Annotated in this window: 20 protein-coding genes; 14 read left to right on the forward strand and 6 right to left on the reverse strand. The window is 48.0% G+C overall.

From position 1 onward, the window contains the following. The first annotated feature begins 29 nt into the window (after nucleotides 1-29). The 5 genes from GVJ32_RS09710 (at nucleotide 30) to GVJ32_RS09730 (ending at nucleotide 4,549) form a co-directional block, all read left to right on the forward strand. Nucleotides 30-2,168 (forward strand): TonB-dependent receptor, encoded by a 2,139-nt coding sequence (locus tag GVJ32_RS09710; RefSeq protein ID WP_159239868.1) that lies wholly within the window; start codon nucleotides 30-32, stop codon nucleotides 2,166-2,168. Between the two features lie 64 nt (nucleotides 2,169-2,232). Next, nucleotides 2,233-2,496, forward strand: coding sequence for a YkoF family thiamine/hydroxymethylpyrimidine-binding protein (locus GVJ32_RS09715; protein ID WP_159239869.1), 264 nt, complete (start codon nucleotides 2,233-2,235; stop codon nucleotides 2,494-2,496). Beyond that, the gene (gene pnuC / locus GVJ32_RS09720) at nucleotides 2,489-3,109 is read left to right on the forward strand and encodes a nicotinamide riboside transporter PnuC (RefSeq protein ID WP_159239870.1); all 621 of its coding nucleotides are present in this window, start codon (nucleotides 2,489-2,491) and stop codon (nucleotides 3,107-3,109) included. Before GVJ32_RS09715 ends, pnuC begins: the two co-directional genes overlap by 8 nt. 2 nt (nucleotides 3,110-3,111) lie before the next feature. Next, nucleotides 3,112-3,975, forward strand: a complete 864-nt coding sequence (locus tag GVJ32_RS09725) for a choline kinase family protein (protein ID WP_159239871.1) — start codon at nucleotides 3,112-3,114, stop codon at nucleotides 3,973-3,975. A gap of 40 nt (nucleotides 3,976-4,015) precedes the next feature. Beyond that, on the forward strand, nucleotides 4,016-4,549 hold the full coding sequence (locus GVJ32_RS09730; RefSeq protein ID WP_200841396.1) for a protein tyrosine phosphatase family protein: 534 nt from the start codon (nucleotides 4,016-4,018) through the stop codon (nucleotides 4,547-4,549). On the opposite strand, the gene GVJ32_RS09735 is transcribed toward GVJ32_RS09730, so the two are convergent. Together GVJ32_RS09735 and rimO are read right to left on the reverse strand one after the other, a co-directional pair. Then, entirely contained in the window at nucleotides 4,521-5,234 is a 714-nt protein-coding gene (locus GVJ32_RS09735) for a 16S rRNA (uracil(1498)-N(3))-methyltransferase (protein ID WP_159239872.1), read from the reverse strand. The two genes, GVJ32_RS09730 and GVJ32_RS09735, sit on opposite strands and share 29 nt — an antisense overlap. Next, nucleotides 5,234-6,559, reverse strand: coding sequence for a 30S ribosomal protein S12 methylthiotransferase RimO (gene rimO / locus GVJ32_RS09740; RefSeq protein ID WP_159239873.1), 1,326 nt, complete (start codon nucleotides 6,557-6,559; stop codon nucleotides 5,234-5,236). Before rimO ends, GVJ32_RS09735 begins: the two co-directional genes overlap by 1 nt. 314 nt (nucleotides 6,560-6,873) lie before the next feature. On the opposite strand from rimO, the gene ybaK reads away from it, so the two are divergent. From ybaK to GVJ32_RS09755, 3 genes are read left to right on the forward strand one after another with little or no spacing between them, the layout of a single operon-like run. Further along, entirely contained in the window at nucleotides 6,874-7,338 is a 465-nt protein-coding gene (gene ybaK, locus GVJ32_RS09745; RefSeq protein WP_159239874.1) for a Cys-tRNA(Pro) deacylase, read from the forward strand. Nucleotides 7,339-7,396: 58 nt separating this feature from the next. Further along, entirely contained in the window at nucleotides 7,397-8,122 is a 726-nt protein-coding gene (locus GVJ32_RS09750) for an SIMPL domain-containing protein (RefSeq protein WP_159239875.1), read from the forward strand. Between the two features lie 48 nt (nucleotides 8,123-8,170). Next, entirely contained in the window at nucleotides 8,171-8,977 is an 807-nt protein-coding gene (locus GVJ32_RS09755; protein ID WP_159239876.1) for a 2-keto-4-pentenoate hydratase, read from the forward strand. A 5-nt stretch (nucleotides 8,978-8,982) separates the two neighbouring features. Here the strand turns inward: GVJ32_RS09755 and GVJ32_RS09760 are convergent, their stop codons facing one another. Next, entirely contained in the window at nucleotides 8,983-9,486 is a 504-nt protein-coding gene (locus GVJ32_RS09760) for a DUF2244 domain-containing protein (protein WP_159239877.1), read from the reverse strand. 76 nt (nucleotides 9,487-9,562) lie between these two features. After that, nucleotides 9,563-10,555 (reverse strand): dehydrogenase, encoded by a 993-nt coding sequence (locus GVJ32_RS09765; protein WP_159239878.1) that lies wholly within the window; start codon nucleotides 10,553-10,555, stop codon nucleotides 9,563-9,565. A gap of 60 nt (nucleotides 10,556-10,615) precedes the next feature. Between GVJ32_RS09765 and GVJ32_RS09770 the strand changes: the two genes are divergently transcribed. From GVJ32_RS09770 to GVJ32_RS09785, 3 genes are all read left to right on the forward strand, one after another. Further along, nucleotides 10,616-13,102 carry an FAD-binding oxidoreductase gene (locus GVJ32_RS09770; RefSeq protein ID WP_235035106.1) on the forward strand — a complete coding sequence of 829 codons (2,487 nt, stop codon included), beginning with the start codon at nucleotides 10,616-10,618 and terminating at the stop codon, nucleotides 13,100-13,102. A 231-nt stretch (nucleotides 13,103-13,333) separates the two neighbouring features. Continuing rightward, nucleotides 13,334-13,756, forward strand: coding sequence for a GreA/GreB family elongation factor (locus GVJ32_RS09775; RefSeq protein ID WP_159239879.1), 423 nt, complete (start codon nucleotides 13,334-13,336; stop codon nucleotides 13,754-13,756). Nucleotides 13,757-15,154: 1,398 nt separating this feature from the next. Next, complete coding sequence (locus GVJ32_RS09785; protein WP_159239881.1) at nucleotides 15,155-15,607, forward strand: MarR family winged helix-turn-helix transcriptional regulator; 453 nt, start codon at nucleotides 15,155-15,157, stop codon at nucleotides 15,605-15,607. A gap of 38 nt (nucleotides 15,608-15,645) precedes the next feature. Here the strand turns inward: GVJ32_RS09785 and GVJ32_RS09790 are convergent, their stop codons facing one another. Beyond that, nucleotides 15,646-16,209 (reverse strand): VOC family protein, encoded by a 564-nt coding sequence (locus GVJ32_RS09790; RefSeq protein ID WP_159239882.1) that lies wholly within the window; start codon nucleotides 16,207-16,209, stop codon nucleotides 15,646-15,648. Nucleotides 16,210-16,365: 156 nt separating this feature from the next. Here GVJ32_RS09790 and GVJ32_RS09795 point away from each other — a divergent pair, with 156 nt between their 5' ends. The 3 genes from GVJ32_RS09795 to GVJ32_RS09805 are packed head-to-tail and all read left to right on the forward strand — an operon-like array spanning nucleotide 16,366 to nucleotide 18,991. Beyond that, a complete protein-coding gene (locus GVJ32_RS09795) occupies nucleotides 16,366-17,580 on the forward strand; it encodes an acyl-CoA dehydrogenase family protein (protein ID WP_159239883.1) in 1,215 nt (404 codons plus the stop codon). After that, nucleotides 17,577-18,596: a phosphotransferase family protein gene (locus GVJ32_RS09800; RefSeq protein WP_200841397.1), complete on the forward strand. Its 1,020-nt coding sequence runs from the start codon at nucleotides 17,577-17,579 to the stop codon at nucleotides 18,594-18,596. Before GVJ32_RS09795 ends, GVJ32_RS09800 begins: the two co-directional genes overlap by 4 nt. Nucleotides 18,597-18,598: 2 nt before the next feature. Then, complete coding sequence (locus tag GVJ32_RS09805; protein WP_159239884.1) at nucleotides 18,599-18,991, forward strand: DUF6285 domain-containing protein; 393 nt, start codon at nucleotides 18,599-18,601, stop codon at nucleotides 18,989-18,991. 374 nt (nucleotides 18,992-19,365) lie between these two features. Here the strand turns inward: GVJ32_RS09805 and GVJ32_RS09810 are convergent, their stop codons facing one another. Then, a complete protein-coding gene (locus GVJ32_RS09810) occupies nucleotides 19,366-20,919 on the reverse strand; it encodes an HNH endonuclease family protein (RefSeq protein ID WP_159239885.1) in 1,554 nt (517 codons plus the stop codon). Nucleotides 20,920-21,041: the final 122 nt, after the last annotated feature.

Here is a 21,041-nt window from a genome sequence, read left to right on the forward strand (position 1 = left end):
CTCTTAGTTTTGCTACTTATGAGAGAGCCATGAATCCATTTATTACATCAAAATCCCTAATTTGGTCTGCCTGCCTTGTGGCGGCTAATGTTAGTTATGCCGCCGGCGGCGCCAAATCGACCAATATGGAAGAAATGGTTGTGAGCAGCCAATTTCGTGACAGCAGCTTGCTTGATCTTGCCAGCACCGTAAGCGTATTTGACGGGGCAACGATTAGCGCGCGTGGCGCCAATAACATCGAGCAATTACTGAACTTAGCGCCCAATGTAAACTTTTCTGCTGGTGCCTCACGCGGTCGTTTTTTTCAGATTCGCGGCATTGGCGAGCGCAGCCAATTTATTGATCCCGTCAGCCCCTCGGTTGGTTTGATTATCGACGGTATGGATTTTAGTGGCTTGGGTTTGGCGGCGAGTACCTTGGATATTGCTCAAGTAGAAGTGCTGCGCGGGCCGCAAGGCACCGTTTACGGCGCGAATGCCTTAGCTGGCCTGATCAGTATGACTAGCCAAGCGCCGACCACAGAGCCCATGGTAAAAGTGTCGGCAGAAGTGGCTGAGTACAATAGTCAAACACTGGCGGTGGTTGCCAGTGGCCCCTTGAGTGAGCGGGTCGGCTATCGCGTTGCGGTGCAAAAGCAGCAATCCGACGGCTATATTGAAAACACCTATTTAGGGAAGGATGACGTTAACAATATTGATGAGTCGGTGCTGCGGGGCAAACTGAATTTCGCCGCCAGCGACGATTTGCAAATGGACTTCACCTTTCTTTACCTAGACGCTGACAATGGCTATGACGCGTTTTCTTTAACTAATAATCGCGAAACCCAGTCCGATCAACCCGGCACTGACGCCCAAGAAACCTTTGCTGCATCGATGATTACTCGCTGGTCGGGTAGTGAATTATTCAGTCTTGAAACCGTATTAAGTCTGGCCAATTCTGAGACCGAGTACGGCTACGACGAAGACTGGGTTTACGTCGGTTTCCATCCCGATGAATACAGTTCCGTCGATAATTATCAGCGCGATAAAGACAACATCAGTGCTGATGTGCGTTTTATTTCTACGGATGCATCTGCGCTGTTTAATGGCAGTAGCAGTTGGGTTGTTGGTGTGTATTTACGTCAAGAAGACGAAGACCTAGAGCGTAATGCTAGCTTTACTAGTCAGTTTGAAACCGAGAATGCGGCGGTTTATGGCCAGCTAAGAAGCAGCCTTAGTGACAAAGTAGATTTGGTGTCAGGTCTGCGCTTTGAAAAACGCGATGCCGATTACAGCGATTCTCTGCTGGTAAATTCAAATAAAGACGAAGATCTGTGGGGTGGAAACCTGACCCTAGAATACCGCTACGCTGAGAATAAGCTGGTGTACGGCACAATCTCCCGTGGCTATAAGGCGGGTGGCGTAAACGGCCGTATTATATCGGCGGCGGCAACAAACCCTGATATAAGCAGCGATATGTATGAGTTCGATACCGAACACATGATCAATTATGAGCTAGGTATGAAAGGTTCATGGCTGGATAGTCGTCTACAAGCCCAGGTGGCGGTGTTCTACCAAGATCGCAGTGAGGTTCAAGCCAAGCAATCTATATTTGATCCCAATGATTTTTCCTTTGACGATTTTCTCGTCAATGCTGCCGGCGGTAAAACCACTGGCGTAGAAGTGGAGCTTAATTATCTTGCTAGTGAGCGACTGCGCTTTTTCGCCGCCGCTGGTTTGCTAAATGCAGAGTTCGACGGCTTTAGCAGCCAGTCCCACGTTGACGCAAAAGACGATATTAATGGCGGTGCTTTGGCACCTGTAAGTCTAGATGGCCGCGAAGTTGCCCACGCACCTAAATATCAATTCTTTGTGGGTAGCGAAGTGTCGCTAATGGCGAACCTGATTTTGCGAGTGGAGCTGGAAGGCAAAGACGAATTTTACTTTTCCAATAGCCACAACCAAAAATCCACCGCCTATGAGCTAGTCAATACTCGCTTAACGTATATCGGTAGTAACTGGGATGTGTCTTTGTGGGGCCGTAATTTAACCGACGAAGATTACGAAACCAGAGGTTTTTATTTTAGCAATGCCTTCGGCAATAACCCCGCCAACGGCTATGCCCCAGAAACCTATACTCAGCTTGGCGAACCGCGTGTTATCGGTGTATCGGCTAGTTATACCTTTTAATTTATTCATTTTATAAGGCGGCTATGTAGCCGCCTGCTTTAATAATTCCATGGGAAGCGTATAAATGAAACTCTCTGTTGAAATCAGTATGTACCCTCTAAAAGACGAGTTTATTCCTGCCATTCAACACTTTATCGATCGCCTGAATACTCACCCAGACTTACAAGTAATTACCAATACCATGAGCACCCAAGTCTTTGGCGATTACGACGTTGTGATGGACGTGCTTAAAAAAGAGATACGCTTATCTTACGAGCAGTTTGGTCGCGCGATTTTTGTCTGCAAGTTTATTGACGGTGACTTAAGTCCCGTGGCAAGCAATGTTTAGCGAGCAAGTAGTCAGCGCGATTGCCGATGCCGTAGCGGCGATGTCGCTATGGGAGCTGAGCGCGGTCGTACTCGCCTTGGCGTACCTAATACTCGCCATGAAGGAGAATAGCCTGTGCTGGTATGCCGCATTTATTAGCACCGCAATCTACGTGTTTTTATTTTGGGACGTGAGCTTGCTAATGGAATCTGCCTTGCAGATTTTTTACCTTGTTATGGCCGTCTATGGTTGGTGGCAGTGGCGTAAACAGGGCGATACTCAAAGTGAACTGCGCATCCACCGCTGGACTTTGCGAACACACATCATAGTCGCTGTTGTGGTGGGCCTGCTAACCCTGAGTTTTGGCTATGTGCTAGATACCTCTACCCACGCTGAACTACCCTATTTAGATTCATTCACGACTTGGGGCGCGGTAGTCACAACCTATATGGTGACTCGCAAGGTGCTGGAGAATTGGATTTATTGGATCGTCATAGATGGCGCATCGGTCTATTTATACATAGATCGAGAGCTGTACTTAACCGCGCTATTGTTTGTTATGTATGTTGTGCTGGTGGTGATTGGCTTTTTTCAATGGAATGCCATTTATAAACGCGAGCAGCTTGAATCGTAAGTATGAACATATCCGCCGACATTATCCCAGTAGACTGGCCGAAGTGGAGTAAAACTAAACCCAACCTATTAAAGCCATTGCTCGGCGGTTTAACAAATAAGAGCTATTTAATATCCGCCGACAACACCGACATGGTATTGCGGAAAAATTCCACTATAAGCGCAGCATTAAATCTTGATCGGGTTACCGAGGCGCGGGTGTTGGTGCTTGCCGACGATGCCGGTTTGTGCGCCCCTCTTATTCACTACGACAGCGACTATCAATACGTGGTGAGTCGCTATGTAGAGGGTAAGCACTGGCGTGCAGACGAGCAGGGAATTCGCTCATTGGCAACGCTATTGCAGCGTATTCACCGCCTTCCCGCCATTGATAAATATTTAACTATTGCCGATAAAGCCGAGCGCTATTGGCAGGCAATAGCTAAAAACGCGCCGCACTTGGCAGATTTGAAAAAGGTGGCAAATAAAATGATGCCACTTATCGAAAGTGCAAAGCGTTTAGGCTCTGGCGCCTGTCTTTGCCATAATGACCTGCTGCGAGAGAATTTAATTAGTACGGAAGAGGGACGCTTATACGCAATTGATTGGGAATACGCCGCAATGGGCGACCCCTTCTATGAACTTGCAGTAATTGTTGAAGGCCAGGCACTGAATCAGTTGCAGCAAGAATTGCTATTAAGCGAATATTTTGCGAGACCCGTAAGTGAAAACGACAGGCAAGGCCTTAAAAATTGGCGCTTAATTTACTGCTATTTAACTGTGCTGTGGTACGCCGTGCAGTGGTCTAGCGGCGTGATGGCAACGCCAGAAACAAGCCGCCATATTGCTCAGCAGATACAGGACTTAAACGCTAGGCTTGGTGATTAGTGGTCGATATAGTCTGAGATATTCGCTTAAAGGATAATTTATGACGTTGAATACTTTCAAAACTATGTTCGGCTTTTTGGGGACTATGATTCGCAAATATACGCTATTCGATTTAAGTAAAAATACGCTTGAGGGAATTTATAATTATCATTTGATAAGCGGAAAAATAGCGACATCGGGTCAACCTACGGTGAAGCAGTTTTATTTAATTAAAGCGGCTGGCTATAAAAAAATAATTAATCTTGCCCCTCACGATGCCGAAAATTCATTGAGTGATGAAGCGGCACTAATAAATGATTTGGGGCTTGAGTATATTCATATTCCGGTAGATTTTAAAAAGCCGACGGCTGATAATTTCGCTGCGTTTGTAAGCACCATGGATGCTGCTGCTACGGAAAAAATCTGGGTTCATTGTGCTGCTAATATGAGAGTGTCTGCGTTTGTTTATAAATACAGATGCGAAGTATTGAATGAAAATGTCGAGGAGGCAAAATCTGATCTTAATCAGATATGGGAGCCTCTAGGTGTGTGGAAGGAATTTGTGTCTAAAAGAACAGGCGACCGATCAGCGTAGATACCGCTGTTTCTGTTTTTAAAATTCGCGGGCCGAGGCTGAAGCTTTGCATGCCGGCGGCGATGAGCTTTTCACATTCGTAGGGAATAAAGCCACCTTCTGGGCCTATGGCTAGTACGCAGTCTTGTTTTATATATTGCGGTGGGCATTTTGCGGCGTAGGGGTGGGCAAGTAAGCCTATTTTATTTTCTAGCAGGCTGGGTAATACGTCTTCTACAAAGGGCTTAAAGAGGTTTGCGCGGCGCAGCGTTGGCAAGACGGTATCTCCGGCTTGTTCTAAACCTTCCAGCATCGCCTTGTGCAAAGTGTCGTCGCTGACGAGGGGGCTTTGCCAGTAGCTTTTTTCGACTCTATAACTATTAAGTAGAATGATTTCTGCTGCGCCCAGTTCGGTTGCGGCGCGAATAATCCGTCTGGCCATTTTGGGACGAGGTAGAGCGAGGAGTATGGTTAGCGGTAATTTTGGCGGCGGTGGGGTGTGCAGTTCAAATTCTAGGCTAACACTGGTGGCGCTGATTGCGGTGATGGTCGCGTTACCAGTTAGCCCGTTTAGCAAACCCACTTTAAGCGTATCGCCAAGATTGGCGCGCAGTACATTGCGAATATGATCTGCGCGCGCATCGCTCAGTGTTATGTGGTCTTGGTTTGTGCCTAAGTCATCAGGCTGCAGTAGCAGCAGGTTCATTAGGCGGGTTCAGCCCACAGGTCGTAGTCGTCTGAGTCGATGATATTCACGACTAGAGCGTCGCCGGGTTTCACGTCGGTGAAGCCGTCTAAATACACTTTGCCGTCGATTTCGGGTGCGTCGGCGACGCTGCGGCCAATAGCGCCTTCTTCATCGACGGTGTCGATGAGGATTTCTTGCTGAGTGCCGATTTTTGCGCGTAGGCGTTGCGCAGAAATTTCCTGCGCGACCACCATAAACCGTTGCCAACGGTCTTTTTTAATGTCTTCTGGTACTTGGTCGGCTAGCTCGTTAGCGGTGGCACCGTCAACGGGTGAGTATTCAAAGCAACCGACGCGGTCGAGTTGGGCTTCTTGTAGCCAGTCTAGCAATATCTGGAAGTCTTCTTCGGTTTCACCGGGGAAGCCAACAATAAAGGTAGAGCGAATCACCAAATCTGGACAGATCTCACGCCATTTCTTAATGCGCTCCAAGGTTTTTTCTTGGTGGGCTGGGCGCTTCATGGCCTTCAACACTTTGGGGCTGGCGTGCTGAAAGGGGATGTCTAAATAGGGCAGTATTTTGCCTTTCGCCATTAACGGAATTACATTGTCGACATGGGGGTAGGGGTAAACATAGTGCAAACGCACCCACACACCCATTTCGCCCAACGCTTCGCACAGCTCTAGCATGCGGGTTTTAATGGGTTGGCCGTCCCAAAAGTCGAGTTTGTATTTTGTGTCTAAGCCGTAGGCGCTGGTGTCTTGCGATACCACTAAGATTTCGCGAACGCCGGCGTTCACTAAACGTTTGGCTTCTTCGAGTACGCTGCCAATGGGGCGGCTGACTAAATCGCCACGCATAGACGGGATAATGCAGAAGCTGCAGCGGTGATTACAGCCTTCAGATATTTTTAAGTAGGCGTAGTGGCGCGGTGTAAGTTTTACGCCTTGGGGCGGAACGAGGTCGGTAAAGGGATCGTGTTGTTTGTTGGCGGGCGCCCATTCGTGTACTGCGCCAACTACTTCTTCGTAGGCGGCGGGGCCGCTTACTGCGAGAACATTGGGGTGTACCGCGCGGATTTTTTCATCATCGCCCATGCAGCCCGTAACAATAACCTTGCCGTTTTCTTTTAGAGCTTCGCCGATGGCATCTAGCGATTCTTGTTTTGCGCTATCGATAAAGCCACAGGTGTTTACCACCACCACGTCGGCATCGTCGTAATTTGGCACAATGTCGTAGCCGTCGATTCGTAATTGGGTGAGGATGCGTTCAGAATCGACCAAGGCTTTGGGGCAGCCCAAGCTCACAAATCCAACCCGTTTTCTGGTTTCTGTCATACTCATATTGTGTTCATACCTTGCGGGTTGTTGTGAAAATGGGAAAGCGCGCAATTTTAGCACGACAGCCCCTTAAGCCATACATTGCTTAAGGGTATTTGCGCGATGGATAGCGTTAATAGTGCTCAATCACACACAGATGCTTGTAGTAGTGTCGAACACGCCTTGTATCAAATAGGAATGGTTATTACTTGGCGCTTCGCTATTGGTTGTCTGATTTGGCATGCGGCGCTACAGCCTTGTTTTGGAACTAGAAACCCCCATCGGGGTCAATTGCAGGTGTTTATGCTTATGGTTTGGCTTAGTGGTGTGGATCGATAATGACGCCGGCAATTAATTTACTTAAGAAGCAAAAGATAGCGCATATTGTTCATGAATATGCGCACAATCCTGCTAGCGCGTCTTACGGTTTGGAGGCGGCGGAAAAAATGGGTGTTGCGCCAGAGCGGGTTTTTAAAACACTAGTGGTGGCCTTAGATACCAAGGCACTCGCCGTTGCCGTACTCCCCGTGTCTGCCCAGTTAAATATGAAGCAGGCAGCCAAGGCCTTGGGCGTTAAGAAAGCTGCCATGGCGGCGCAGGCCGATGTTGAGCGCTCAACTGGCTATGTTTTGGGTGGGGTGAGTCCTCTGGGACAAAAGAAATTATTAGCGACAGTAATTGATGAATCTGCGCGGGAATTTTCAAGTATCTATATAAGTGCGGGCCGCCGTGGCTTAGAGCTTGAGTTGGCCGCCGAGGATTTGCGTGGGATGACGAGGGCGGTATTTGCCACTTTAATTTAAACAGCGCTGAGTGCTTTGGATAGCCGGCTTTGCTTCTATATAACAATGAGGAAAGGGAATGACGAACACTAAGAATTCACCAGCCAGTGCATTGATATTGGGTATTTCATTGGTGCTCGGACTTACCGTCTTGGGGATGCTATTAGGCACTGCTGTCACCCAGTACCGCCAATTTGAACGTAGTGTGACAGTCAAAGGTTTATCTGAGCGGGAGTTTACCGCTGACGTTGCCATTTGGCCGTTGCAGTTTACAGAGGCGAATAATGATCTGCCAAAACTGTATGTGCTCGTGGATGACCGGGTGGCGACCATCAAAGCCTTTTTACGGGATAAAGGTTTTTCTAGTGACGAAATTTCGATCTCGGCGCCTGCAATTACCGACAAGTCTGCGCAACAATATGGCAATAATGGTAATTCCCCTTTTCGTTATACCGCCGAGCAAACGGTCACCGTGTATTCAGAAAATATAGAGAAAGTCCGTGAAGTGAGTCGTGAGCTTTCTGAGCTGGGTAAAAAGGGTATTGCCTTTAACGGCAATAATTATCAGGCCCAGACTGAGTATATTTTCACCAAACTCAATCAGGTTAAGCCGCCGATGATTGAGGAAGCGACTCGTCAGGCCCGTGCGGTTGCCGAGAAGTTTGCGGAGGATTCCGATAGCGTACTCGGCAAGATAAAGCGGGCTTCGCAGGGCCAGTTTTCGATTAGTGATCGTGACAAAAATAACCCGCATATTAAAAAGGTTCGGGTGGTGTCCACGGTTGAATATTATTTATCAGACTGATTTTTGAGCAGTACGCCATCCCGGCGCTAGAGTTGAGTGTTAGTGAAAATGCAGTGGTTTAGTGTGGTTTTTAATTTGAATAGGGTGGTATTGGCGGCGGCGTTATTGAGTTGCTCTGTTGCGAGTTTTGCCCAAAGTGGCGACGAGGAAAGCGTCGAATCGCTTAAAACATTGCAGTGGCGTGGCGCTTATCAATCGCAGAAATTGAGTCTGGATAAAAAGCTCGGAGGGCGTTTGCCGGAAGGTTATAAGGCGGGTTTGACCTCTCTGGCATCTCAGCAGCAATTCCGCAGCGACCGTCCGATTATGGGGGTATTGTTGCCGGGGGCGAATTTAGATTCTAGCCAAGCCATTAAGCTCTCTGATTTTAAAAAAGGGATGTTTGAGGTTGAGCTGGCTTTTAGGCTGAGGCGGGTATTAAGGCATCCGGTTGCCGATGTAGAAAGCTTGAAAAAGTTGGTTGCTGTGGTCGCGCCAGCGGCAGAATTGCCGGATTTAGGGTTTAAAGCGCAGGGCGCGCCGACGGTGTTTGAAATTGTTCGCGCTAACGTCGCTGCGCGCAGCTTTGTGGTGGGTATGCCGGTAGCTGCAAATAGTGTGGATATAGAGGCCATTACCGTTGGCCTGCATATCGACGACGAGCCGGTATTTTCGGCGCAGAGTGGTTCGTTAATCGGCGGACAGTGGCAGATGTTGTTGAATTTAATTAATGATCGAATTCAGCAAGGCTGGGTGATTTATCCAGATCAGTGGCTACTAACCGGTGCGCTTGGTCAAATGCAGCCCTTGGTAAAAGGCCGCTATTATGTGTCCTTTGGTGATTTGGGTGAGTTGTCCTTACTGATCGAGCCCTAGAATACTTAGATGCTGATCACTGAGTCTTCGCAGTAATGCTTAATAGGTAAATGCCGGCGCAGCGCGGTGAGCAGTGCTTGGCTGTCGTCTTTACTTAAAAAGCCGCCGATGAGTACATGGTCGCCACAGTGGCTTAGGCTGATTTGCAGCGGGTCCCAAGGGTGGGGCTGAACGGTGACCAGCACACAGCTGTTTTGTCTGGGCCAGTGCCAGCTGCGCTCGCACTGCTGGTGCCCTTCGTCGATGCTGAGGGTTTGCGGATCTAGGCTGACAATTTGCTGTATTTGCAGTTTTTTGCATGTGCGACTGATGATGAGCCACATCATTAGCCATTCTAAACCCATAAACGGCAGTACCAACCACGCGCCAATGGCGATAAACCCCGCACTAAATACGGTATTCACTGCCATGACAGTCAGTATTAGGCGGCGATTTTGAACCCAGCTAGCGGAGCAGTTAGGGCGCAGAATAATCTCTGCGCGGTGCTCGTTGTCGCGAATATCAATCATGATGCACGCTCCTCGTTCTGCCTTGAAGTTTAGCTGAATCTACGCGGCCCGCTTGTTTGAGCTATGTTCGCGATGGCTAAATTTTTCGATATAGCATTAAGGCATTGTGAGTCGGGTCGCCAGCTTGGTAGAGCTTTTCGCCGCTGCCCTGAAAACCGGAGTTACTCAGCCATTCATCTAAAAATGCCAAGCTATAGAAATTGCGCAATTCCTTGGCGTTGTACTCCCAGCTTTCGTTGGTACCCATATTAAAGACGTCGTGGGCAAGGCCGACGAGGGCTTGCATGTCGTCGTTGTGGGCGTCGTGGTCGCGCACAATTAAGTAACCGCCGAGCTTCATGCTGTCGCGAATATCGCTAATAAACTGCTCCCGTAGCGGCAAGGGGCAATGGTGAAAGCCGATAAACACTGTTGCCAAATCGATGGAGTTGGCCGGAATGGTCTTGCCAAGCGTAGGGGCGTAGTCAGCTAAGGGGATGTAGTGGCCGGCTTGCATGATTTGGCCGCGATCGAGAATGTCCGGCAAAGAGTAGTTTGGTGCGTGCTCGGCGAGAAAATAACGCTCGCCGACGATCTCTAAAGGCTCTTCAAGCGCGTCGAGGTAGCGGCCGGTTGAGCCAATTTCTAAATAGCCTTCATAGCGGCGTGCTGTATCGAGTAATTCGCAGCTTTGGCTGCGCATATCGCGCTTTTGTTTGTTTAGGGCTGGTAGCGCAAATGTTAATTCCGACAGAAACGGCTTAATATTGCCAATATTCTGTTGAAGTTGTTTATAGACGTTTTCGTCTGCACTGTAGGATTCTGCAAAACTTTGGATAAGCGCGTGCAGTTCGTGTTCGGGGTAGAGGTGGAAGACGTTGATCAAAAAATTGAAGAATTGCTCGCGCAACTCATTATTGCGGTAAATATAGGAAAAGTTGCCGCCAAAATTGTCGTCAACTAATAGGGGCACCGTTGGAAAGGGCGCGCTGGTGTTGTCCGTACCGTTGCCCAGTGCGCGCTGCGCTACCAGGGCTGAAAATACTAGCGAAAGTGATTTTATAAATTGTCGTCGTGAAACATTATTCATTTTTGCGCTCACTGCGTTAACAGGAATTCTGCTGTTATACATTAAAAAGGGAGTTTGAGCTTGTCCGAATTTTTTAGATCGATATGGCGTCGTAGTCTTGGAGTATGCTGGACCTTGATTCGCCGTTTAAGCGTGCTGCTTATTTTCGTTGCTGTGGTAGCGGGAATTGCAACTACCGTTGTGGTGCTACGAGCTGGCGATAGTGATTTTGTGCCGCCACAAATACCGTTGGTCGTTAACGACGTTACTCATCTAAATGCTGTGCGGGTGGGAATAGTTGTTGCTCCACAGGCCGTTGAGGACATTCAGAAGGCTATTACCGAGAGTGAAGGGCGGGTGTCTATCGGCGGCGGTCGCTATAGTCAGGGTGGTCAAACGGCTTACCCAGACAGCCTACATATCGATATGCGCAGCTTTAATAAGGTATTGGCATTAGACACCGATACCAAGCAGGTTACGGTTCAGCCGGGTATCAGTTGGCGGCAATTGCAGGCGGAAATTGATCCCCATAATTTGTCGATTAAAATTATGCAAACCTATGCCAATTTCACTGTTGGCGGCTCGCTTAGCGTCAATGTGCATGGCCGCTACATTGGCGAAGGGCCGCTAGTGGGTTCGGTGTTAGGGCTTAAATTAGTTTTGGCGGATGGCTCGCTGATAGCTGCGTCGCCGCAGGAAAACGCCGAACTATTTTATGGTGTTATTGGTGGTTACGGCGGCTTGGGTGTAATTGTAGAGGCGACCTTACAGCTAGAAGACAATTTGCCGGTCGAGCGTAAAACAAGGACGATGCCGGTAGAGGAGTACGCAGGTTATTTTCATGATGCCATTCGTGACAACGGCGATGTAGTTTTTCACAACGCGGATATTTATCCTCCCGATTTTACTCATTTGCGCGATGTGAGCTGGTACGCCAGCGACAAGGCGGTGACCAAAACCGAGCGTCTTATTCCGGCAGATCAGGATTACCGCATAGAGGTGGCGCTGGAGAAGTTTGTTGCAGGGTCTGACCTTGGCAAGTGGTCTAGGCAGCATCTAATTGATCCACTGTTGTATTACCCCGAAAAGGTGGTGTGGCGCAATTACGAAGCGAGTTACGACGTGGCCGAATTAGAGCCTGAAGATCGCTCGGAATACACTTACGGCTTGCGTGAGTATTTTGTACCGGTTGAGCGTTTTGACGAATTTGTGCCTAAAATGCGCGAAATATTCCAGCGTAATGAAGCTAATATCCTCAATGTGAGTATTCGCCACGCCAAGGCAGATGCCAATACCTTGTTGTCTTGGGCGCGCTCGGAGGTGTTTGCCTTTGTGGTGTATTACCGTCAAGGCACTGATGCCGAGGCCAAGCAGGCGGTGAGTGTGTGGAGCGGCGAGATGATCGACGCGGCGATCGCCGTCGGTGGCGCCTATTATTTGCCCTACCAACTTCAGGCCAGCACAGAGCAATTCAAAGCGGCCTACCCGCGTGCTAAGGACTATTTTGGATTGAAATGGCGGCTAGATCCTAATAATCGCTTTGTGAATATGCTGTGGTCGAAATACTACCCGTTCAATACCGATTTAATGGCCGGCACCCGCGAAGATATCGGAGAATATTATCGCCCAGTTGAGCAAACTTTGCTGACGATTCCTGAGTGGTATTTAGTGTTCCAGCCCAAGGAATACGCCGACTATTTAGCAAATGGTGGTGACCCCAGTAGCTTCCCGTTCTTGGCGAGTATTGATGAATACTGGGCTTTGTACGACCGAGTGGTGGCGATGAGTGCGGAGAATTACCCCGCAAATTCAGAGTATCGCACCATGCTGCGGGTTATTGGTATTAGCACCAGTCTGGAATATGTAGTGAAAGGTGCTTATGAGGCTAGTCTTGGGCGTCTGAGCCGCTGGCTTGCCGATGGTGAGGACACGCCCGAGGATGTGATTATTCAGCAGGCACATCGGGCTTATAGTGAGCTGATATTTGATGAGCCTTGGTATGAGTTTGATTTTGCCGGCTGGCGAGACCGAATTTGGTCAGATACGCCGCTCTGGGGCGAACACGCCTTTCGTAAATGGGAGCGAAAGCTGTTTTTCAGCGCTGAGTTTGGCGTGAAATCGCTTTATGCCAAATTAATTAAATACGCCGCTCAGTCTACTTACGGTGAAACCGATAAACGGATTTACCTTACGGCGCAGCGCGTGCAAAGCAATAGTATTCGCTTGCCCAAAGAGCCTGAGGGTTCAGAAATCGTCGCAACCGGCGGTGACGACTATATTATGTCGGTGCCACGCTGGGGTGGTTTTACTGAGATTATGCCTAAGTTTTTAAATACCGAATGGAAGATCACCGATATCTCAGGTAATCATCAAATTGCGGTGTCTTTGTTGGCAGATAAAGACGCAGATATTTCGAATTTGGGGGCGCAAGAATTATTTCGATCAACTCTGGTATCAGATGAACTTCTTCAGCGCATTGTTGTCTTGGTAGCGGTGTCTGATTTGGCGCAATTAATACTTGATGCGCAGAGTGAAAATTTAAACTTGGAACATATATTCGACTACTAGATCTCTTGCTAAGTTTTTAAAAGCTGGTAGTCTCAAGCAAATGAATATGCCATCAGTTCTTACAATTAAAGGTTTTAATTTCGGCGCAGTCTGCGCCGGGATTTTTGCCGTCTTCCTCTCTTAGGGCGATTGAGTTTTACTCAGTCGCCAGCACCACTTCCAACCTAATCAATTTAATATTAATGGCTGATATTTTTTAAAATATCGCTGAGTTTTGCTATGGAGAAAATCGTGCAAGATTTGTCGCATATCCCTATTTTTATAAAGCAGTCTGATTACCAAGCTTTAACCGAGTTTATCCGTCGCAATCGCTCTGATGCAGCAAATGACCTGCAGTCGGAAGTTGATCGTGCAGATATTGTTGAAGACTGTGATTACAATAATGACTTTGTGTGCATAGATTCAGTCGTTACGTTTATGGATTTAGATTCGCTCACGCTAACTAAAGTGACCTTGGTGATGCCGTGGCAGGCAAACGTGACCTTATTGAAAGTATCTGTGTTGTCGCCGGTAGGTTGTGCATTGCTTGGCTTGCAAAAAGGCAGTGAAATTGAATGGCCCTTGTTGAACGGTAAAGTGCGGCGCTTATCTGTACAGAATATCGATATTCCAGTTTGTAAGAATAGGCGCCAGAGAGTGGCGAACGCAGGTTAGCCTGCTTTAGAGCAAATTTTTGCGTTGTAACCAGTTACCACACAGCTGGATGGCTTCATTTAACTGAGCCTCTTGCCCGAAATAGTAATGGGTAGCGCCTTTAATCTCATGCATTTCTTTATTGTTATGGGCAATAGCATCGAATATTCGCGTGGTATGGCTTGGCGTGCAGGCGTCGTCAGCGCTATTGCCAATAACCAGTGCCGGTACCGTAATGGTCTGCGCACAGCGTAGGCCGTCGGCATTGGAGTCGTCGTAACTCCACTGCGACAGCCAGCTGCGCAGGGTGCAGAAGCGAGCGAGACCTACCGGACCGTTATTCACCACCTCAGGATCACCCAAATAGCACCAGCGTGGCTGACGATCATTTGCATCGATGGTGGGGTCTAGCCAGCGCGGGTCGGCCATGGTGCCGTGAACCACAAAGGCGAATTCATCGTTTGCTCGGCCACTGTCTTTTAAACTTGCCAGTTTGTCTTTAACCCACGCGGTGATTTTGCGATTGCGGGCAATTTGCGCTGCGCGATACCGTTCTAAAAACGCGGCAGAATAGGGCGGTTGATTGGCATTTTGCGGGTTGTAAAGATCCAGTTCAGGGTCACGCTGACTGGGGTCTTGCTCATCAAGAACAGAGGCGTCTATCCACTCCGTTAACGTATGGGTGCGGCTAATGTGAGCTGCCAGCATCATAATGCCGTCGGCGGGAATAAGGCCTTGAACAGTTAGGTCTACCGCGTCGCCTGCTGGGGTTTCAGTGATGGTCGGGTTTTCTGCCTGACTTTGATAGAACATAGACAGCGAACCGCCGCCACTCCAGCCCGCTAAAATGACCTTATCAAAGCCAAATTTTTCCTTGGCGTGCCGAATGCAGTTGCCAAGATCGATGACCACTTTTTCCATAATCAGCGCGGTGNCATTGCCGGGGTATCGGCTTTGGCAATAAATCACCGGATAGCCCGCTTTAGCCAGCTCGGTAATCATTGGCAGGTATTCGCCGCCACCCACGGGGTGCATAAACACAATAACATTGTTAGTTTTGGGTTCGGCGGGGCGCAGCAGGTGCGACTTTAGCGCGCCAAAGTCCATGGGGCCGCCGTAGGTTTCTTTAAACGGACTTTTGTCCTGATAAAAAATTAAATAGGGTACGCGCTCGTAGGCTTTTTTCTTATTGGTCATGACGATACTCGCTGCTTATTCACAAGAAAAGTATGAATGGCAGTAGAGCAATTTACCGATAATATGTCAATTATCTTTACTAATATTGATATGGCTACGCTAGGTGTTTTGGGTAGATACCGAATACAATAGCGTGCTTACAATAAACATAGATGGAATCCATCGTTCTTACGGGATGTGAGTAGGGATGCTTTTGAATGCGGTATTTAGCTGGATAATGGAATGAAAAAAATAGCAGAGCATCAGGACTTTTTGATTGGCACACTTGCGTACGCCCTTTTCTGGATGGACGAGAGCCTGCAAGCCAGTCTTGAAGCCGCTGGCTGGGAGCGAATGAATCGAACCAAGTCGATGATCATGATCAGCGTGACGGTGGGCATTAATCGCCCCGCATTTCTGGCGCGTAATTTAGGCGTAAGTCGTCAGGCTATTCATCAATTATTACAGGGAATGCGTGACGATGGCTTGCTGGAGTTAGTGCCAGACCCCGCAGACCGTCGCGCAAAGATTGTTCAATTTAGCGCCACCGCCGATAAAATCCGCCAAGATGCCGAGAAAGCCGTTATCGGTATAGAAGATGAGCTTGGCAACCGCATTGGTAAAGCGCAGTTAAAACAATTGAAGCAAGCGCTCAGCAAAGGCTGGGGGCCGATAGTGGTGGTTCCCCCCGTCTAAAAATTGCAGCTCGTGAATGTTCTACTGCCTGCCTGTAGTTACCTCGCGCGCTTGTCTATTTTAGCGGCACCGAAGGTTTTCTCCTTTAATGGTCGGGTCTTCTGGGTCCACGCGGCTAATGATGTGCGGGCATCGTCGGTATGTTTTTGCAGTATTGAAGGATCTGTCGCGCGGCAGGTGATTTCGACTTGTATGCCGTTGGGGTCGTACATATAGACCGAATGCACAAAACCGTGGTCGACTGGGCCAAGACAGGTTTTGCCGGCGTCATTAATACGTTTGTGCCATGCAAGTAAGTCGTCCATGCTTTCTGCTTCTAATGCCAAATGCATGTCGAAGCTGTCTTTGCGGCCAAAGTCTTCTTCTTTAGATATACCGGGCTCGTCAAAGAAGGCGAGGTAGTTGCCATCGCCCATCTCAAAGAAGATGTGCAAAAAATTGCGATTGCGGCCAAGGCCTTCACCAAAGTCGATGTCTTCTTCAAAAGCGGCGGCCAGCTTTAAGCCCAGTATGTCTTCGTAAAACCAGCGGGTTTGTTCCGCGTCACGGCAGCGGTAGGCGGCGTGATGAATATTGTGTAATGGCTTTAGTGATACGTTCATACTTATCTCGCTACTTTTATGGTGGCTATCGTTGTTATTGTTGGTTTGCCGTGACGACATTTGTAGTTATCATATATAAAGTCAATTTACTTGACAATAAAAAGGCGTCTTGTTTGTATTGTCAGCAGTCATAATCATAAAAAATAGGAGTGTGCTGTGAGTGCGTCTGTATCGTGGTTTGAAATTCGCCAACGAACAAAGGAATTTTTGGAGCAGCGCATCTATCCTGCAGAATCAATTTTGCAGGGTGCAGATAAGGCCTCCTCTGAACTAAAACTCGCTGAGCTGATGCAGCAGGCAAAAGCCGAGGGGCTGTGGGCCTTAGGACACCCGAAGGAGATTGGCGGGCAGGGCATGCCGTTTCTTGACTACGTGTATATCAACGAGGTGATCGGTCGTTCTGAGTATGCGCAGCGGGTGTTCGGCACCTATTCCTTGCAAGATTCCTTAATGCTCAAACAGTACGCCTCGCCCCAGCAACAAGAGCAGTATTTACGCCCCCTAGTTGCGGGTGAAATCTGTCCTAGTTTCGCGATGACAGAACCCGCCTTGGCTAGCTCTGATCCTACCCAGCTACAAACAAGCGCGGTATTAGAAAGTGGGTATTGGCGAGTTAATGGCCATAAGTGGTTTACCACCGGCGCGGATATCGCCGCCTATACCACGATTATGTGCCGCACCGAGCCAGACGCGCCAGACCATAAAGCCTTCAGTATGATTCTGGTTCCCACCGACAGTGTCGGATACGAGATCGTGAGGGATACACCGTTATTGGGTCTTAATAGCGGCCACTTTGAAGTGAAATACCATGACATTCGCGTGCCTGAGCATCACCTCTTAGGCGGTCGTGGTGAGGGTTTTGTGATTGCCCAGCGGCGTTTAGGGCCGGGCCGAATCTTCCATTGTATGCGCTGGTTAGGTCAGGCCCAGCGAGCCTTCGATTTAATGTGTGAGCGTCTACACACCCGCAGTGCGTTTGGTTCTAGCCTCGCAGATAAACAACTCATGCAACAGCATGTGTTTGATAGTCTTGCCGAAATTCAGGCCTGCCGGCAGCTCACCCTGCATGCCGCCCGCTGCATAGATAGTGGCGATGCAGCGCGAGTCGAGATTGGTACGATTAAGGTGGTCGGCGCACGCATGCTTCACAATGTCGTAGACCGAGCGATTCAAGTTTATGGAGCCGCCGGCCTTACCGACGACACGCCACTTAGCCGTATGTACCGGCATGCCCGCGAGGCGCGAATTTATGATGGTCCAGACGAGGTGCATATCCAATCCGTTGCAAAGCAGGTATTAAAACGCTATCGCGACAATGGCCAGGGCTGGGATTTTGGTGAGCGCGATGCGGAATGGAGTGACAGTTTGTGAGCAATGCGTCGCTAATGGTCGCTGAAGCAAGCACTGCTGAGGAATTAAAAGCACCTTTAGAAAAAGTGCTTGCAAGACAGTGGGCAGAGTCGGTGAGTGTAAAGGGGCTGCGTCGATTAACCGGCGGAGCCGCAGCACAGACGTGGTCATTTATTGCGATTACCGCGGCAGGCGAGCAGGCGCTTATATTTCGCCGTGGTCATGACGCCAGTCAGTTTGGTGGGGCGCTTAGCAAATCGGCTGAAGCGAGTGTGCTAGGTGCTGCGGTTGCTGCGGGTGTGCCGGCGCCAGCAATAATTTTAGCATTGAGTGCAGGCGATGGTCTTGGTGAAGGCTTTATCATGCGGTATATCGAGGGTGAAACCCTGCCGCAGAAAATACTAAAAGATCCGCGTTATGCCACAGCTCGAGAGAAAATGGCTGAGCAGTGCAGTGATATTTTATCGGCAATTCACGCTGTACCTCTTAGCGCCTTGTCTGGTTTACACCGCGCTGTGGCGGCAGAGCAAATTGCATTTTATCGGCATGCCTATGACGGCTACCAGCAAGAACTACCGGTGTTTGAATATGCGTTTCGCTGGCTTGCTGAGCATATTCCGTCCTGCGCCGAGGAAACCTTGGTCCATGGCGATTTTCGTAATGGCAATTTAATGGTGGGCGAAGAAGGCATTCGCGCTGTACTGGATTGGGAGCTGTCTCATATCGGCGACCCCATGGAAGATTTGGGCTGGCTCTGTGTGAATTCTTGGCGCTTTGGCCGCATTGATAAACCAGTGGGCGGCTTCGGTGACCGGGCCAGTTTATACACAGCCTATGAGCGCGCCAGTGGCCGACATGTTGATGCTGCAGCAGTCAAATTTTGGGAATTGTTCGGTGTGCTTAAATGGGGCGTCATCTGCCTATACCAATGCGATATGCATATGAGTGGCCGTGAGCGCTCGCTGGAGCGGGTGGCTATAGGCCGCCGTGTTTCCGAATGCGAGCTAGATATACTTGATTTACTTAGGGGGCAGTAACCATGCCGATTAGTCAGCCAAATGTTAGCCAGTTGTGCGATGCCTTACAGGAATTTTTGACAACTGAGGTGGCGCCGGCAGTTGATGACGAAGCCATTAAATACAAATTAAAAATTGCGACTAATGTATTAGGGATCATCGCGCGCGAGTCTGAGCAGGGTGGGGATTTTAGACACTTAGAACACTCGGCATTAAATGAGTATCTAGGTACTGATTCTGAAAGCTCTGGCCCTGAATGGACAGATGTAAATCAGCGCCTGCTAGATCACATTCGCAGCGGTGATATAGCATCGCGAGAAGATGATTTACTTGCCACTTTAGAGCGCATTACCATCGCAAAGATGGCGATAGATAATCCGCGCTATGCCAGTTATTTAAAGCGCGTCGATGTTTAGGCTCTAGGTTTAGGGTGTGTTCCTGGTATCGCATCTATTTATAACTTAGAGAAGCTAACCAGGCTGTAGAAAAATCCAGCCACTCCAAAAATTAAATTACATTTGTACTCCTACTCCTACTCCTACTCGAAATCTGGAGGTTATTCGCATATCAAGTTGGCCATATTTCAAAAAACGCGCCTATTTTTAGCTCAAAATACGACAAAATAAATTCGCCAGAATTAAGCTTTAGTTTTTCTACAGCCTCAACGTTCTACACAGAGATGCGGCAAGGCAGGGCCTAGTTGTGTAGTCGTGTACGCAGCGAATTACAATTGGGCAGAGCATAGCCCCTTACTGCAACTTGCTACATGTTGATGATGCAAGTGCTACAACTAATTTTTATATGTGGAATTACAATAAGGATGTGCCAACTGACCATTATCTACAGAACCTAGCCCGCCATCTTCTTTCCTATGTGCATGGTCAACTGTTATCGAGTTCTTATGGAGAAGACCCCCGCAGATTGCACATTTAACGGCGCTATCAATAGCTTCCCTTATAAATACTTCTGATTTCCTTTCTCTAGAGAAATCCTTACTTGTGACTTCATCTCCGTCAACATTATTTAATGTTATAAATGAAAAATCTTTATCCTCTTTAATTTTCTTTGGAAGATCATCAACGGAGCAGTCGCTTCTTAATAGCGCAACAACGATGAAATAGAGCTTTGTTATGTATGGGTACGCAGCAGTGGCGCTCCTATACTTTCTAACAAGCTGTTGAATTATATAGTCATATGAAAGTAAAAAATCTTCGAATTTTGATCTCACATCTGTAAACCAAGAATATTTGTTCTGTTTATCTAGCTCCTGAATAAAATCTATAGCCGCCCAAAATGAAGCCGGTTTATGCCTGCCATCTTTTGAGTAGAAATATACAGCTGGATGAAGACCCAGGGAAGATGGGTGAACGCTGTTTAAGCGCCTAACGACTTTTAAGCATTTATTTAAATATTTAATTGTATTTTGACCATCCGTGTCATCACTGTCATCCGAATTTTTATCAATGCCGTTCGTTTTATTGACTAACTCCAAAATTAACGATTGACCTTGTGCCGAAAAGTTTTTTCCACCCATCGGTAGATCTAGTGTCTTTACGGGATTTTTTAATGACGGCTGAAAAATTATTTCGTTTATTTCTTCAGCTAAATCCTGGATTTTACTTTGTACTTCTTTTCCATATGAGGACCAGTATTTATGTCCCTTCCCGCTCCTCAAAATTGCTCTAGTCGCAATTCCAGAAGGCTTGCGCCTTGATTTAAGTAGCTTTAGCTCAGTTTTATCTATTGAAGCAGCTTGCTGATTTATCTTAAAAAATGAGCTTTCTGCCTTTTTGGCATCACCTTCAACCCATTGAACCTGTATCGGCAGTGCGCCTAATGACTTAGCTTTATCAACTATATGAGATTCGACTTTTTCGGGGCTGCGCAAAGCCAACTTATAGTCAGAATATAATCCGATTTGCTTTCTCACTGATTTTCTAGTGTTTTCAGCAGTTTCAATCTGTTCTTCCGGTATTACACCATCATAAAAACCTTTAGAGATATCACCATCACCAAAATCATTATTGATCCATGCCGCTAAAGCGCTGAGCCTGTGAGCTCCGTCGATAACAAATGTATAGCTAGCTGCACTACGCCAAAGAATTACTGCCGGAATTAAGTCGCCGGATATAAAACTTTCTATAAGCGATACAATCCGCTTTTCATCCCACTCGTTTGTTTCTCTTTGAAAGTCAGGCTTTCTTAATGCGCTAAAAAAGAATGAATCGTACTCAAGATCTCTGGCCCCAATAGTGGCTACATTTCTTGTAGTACCGCTAGCATCATCGTCAACCTCAAAGTCTTCCCGAGGTATAAGCGCATCAAGGACTATGTTTTTTGCCATTCTTTTTTCTCTACTATTTGATCGAGACTTATTTTAAGCATGCAGCGGTTCGTTATCGTGGCTCGCGTGGTCCCCTTATCCCCTTATCAAATTGGAGCTTCCGCATTGATTGAAAATATAGG

Origin of the sequence: Zhongshania aliphaticivorans (assembly GCF_902705855.1) — a bacterium.
Lineage (GTDB): Bacteria > Pseudomonadota > Gammaproteobacteria > Pseudomonadales > Spongiibacteraceae > Spongiibacter > Spongiibacter aliphaticivorans_B.

Excerpts from the sequence above, each read along its gene's own strand:
- GVJ32_RS09715 (WP_159239869.1), top strand. The coding sequence starts at position 2,233 with ATGAAACTCTCTGTTGAAATCAGTATGTACCCTCTAAAAGACGAGTTT.
- ybaK (WP_159239874.1), top strand. The coding sequence starts at position 6,874 with ATGACGCCGGCAATTAATTTACTTAAGAAGCAAAAGATAGCGCATATT.
- GVJ32_RS09735 (WP_159239872.1), bottom strand. The coding sequence starts at position 5,234 with ATGAACCTGCTGCTACTGCAGCCTGATGACTTAGGCACAAACCAAGAC.
- GVJ32_RS09760 (WP_159239877.1), bottom strand. The coding sequence starts at position 9,486 with ATGATTGATATTCGCGACAACGAGCACCGCGCAGAGATTATTCTGCGC.
- rimO (WP_159239873.1), bottom strand. The coding sequence starts at position 6,559 with ATGAGTATGACAGAAACCAGAAAACGGGTTGGATTTGTGAGCTTGGGC.
- GVJ32_RS09765 (WP_159239878.1), bottom strand. The coding sequence starts at position 10,555 with ATGAATAATGTTTCACGACGACAATTTATAAAATCACTTTCGCTAGTA.
- GVJ32_RS09810 (WP_159239885.1), bottom strand. The coding sequence starts at position 20,919 with ATGGCAAAAAACATAGTCCTTGATGCGCTTATACCTCGGGAAGACTTT.
- pnuC (WP_159239870.1), top strand. The coding sequence starts at position 2,489 with ATGTTTAGCGAGCAAGTAGTCAGCGCGATTGCCGATGCCGTAGCGGCG.
- GVJ32_RS09730 (WP_200841396.1), top strand. The coding sequence starts at position 4,016 with ATGACGTTGAATACTTTCAAAACTATGTTCGGCTTTTTGGGGACTATG.
- GVJ32_RS09790 (WP_159239882.1), bottom strand. The coding sequence starts at position 16,209 with ATGAACGTATCACTAAAGCCATTACACAATATTCATCACGCCGCCTAC.
- GVJ32_RS09750 (WP_159239875.1), top strand. The coding sequence starts at position 7,397 with ATGACGAACACTAAGAATTCACCAGCCAGTGCATTGATATTGGGTATT.
- GVJ32_RS09755 (WP_159239876.1), top strand. The coding sequence starts at position 8,171 with ATGCAGTGGTTTAGTGTGGTTTTTAATTTGAATAGGGTGGTATTGGCG.
- GVJ32_RS09710 (WP_159239868.1), top strand. The coding sequence starts at position 30 with ATGAATCCATTTATTACATCAAAATCCCTAATTTGGTCTGCCTGCCTT.
- GVJ32_RS09725 (WP_159239871.1), top strand. The coding sequence starts at position 3,112 with ATGAACATATCCGCCGACATTATCCCAGTAGACTGGCCGAAGTGGAGT.
- GVJ32_RS09785 (WP_159239881.1), top strand. The coding sequence starts at position 15,155 with ATGAAAAAAATAGCAGAGCATCAGGACTTTTTGATTGGCACACTTGCG.
- GVJ32_RS09805 (WP_159239884.1), top strand. The coding sequence starts at position 18,599 with ATGCCGATTAGTCAGCCAAATGTTAGCCAGTTGTGCGATGCCTTACAG.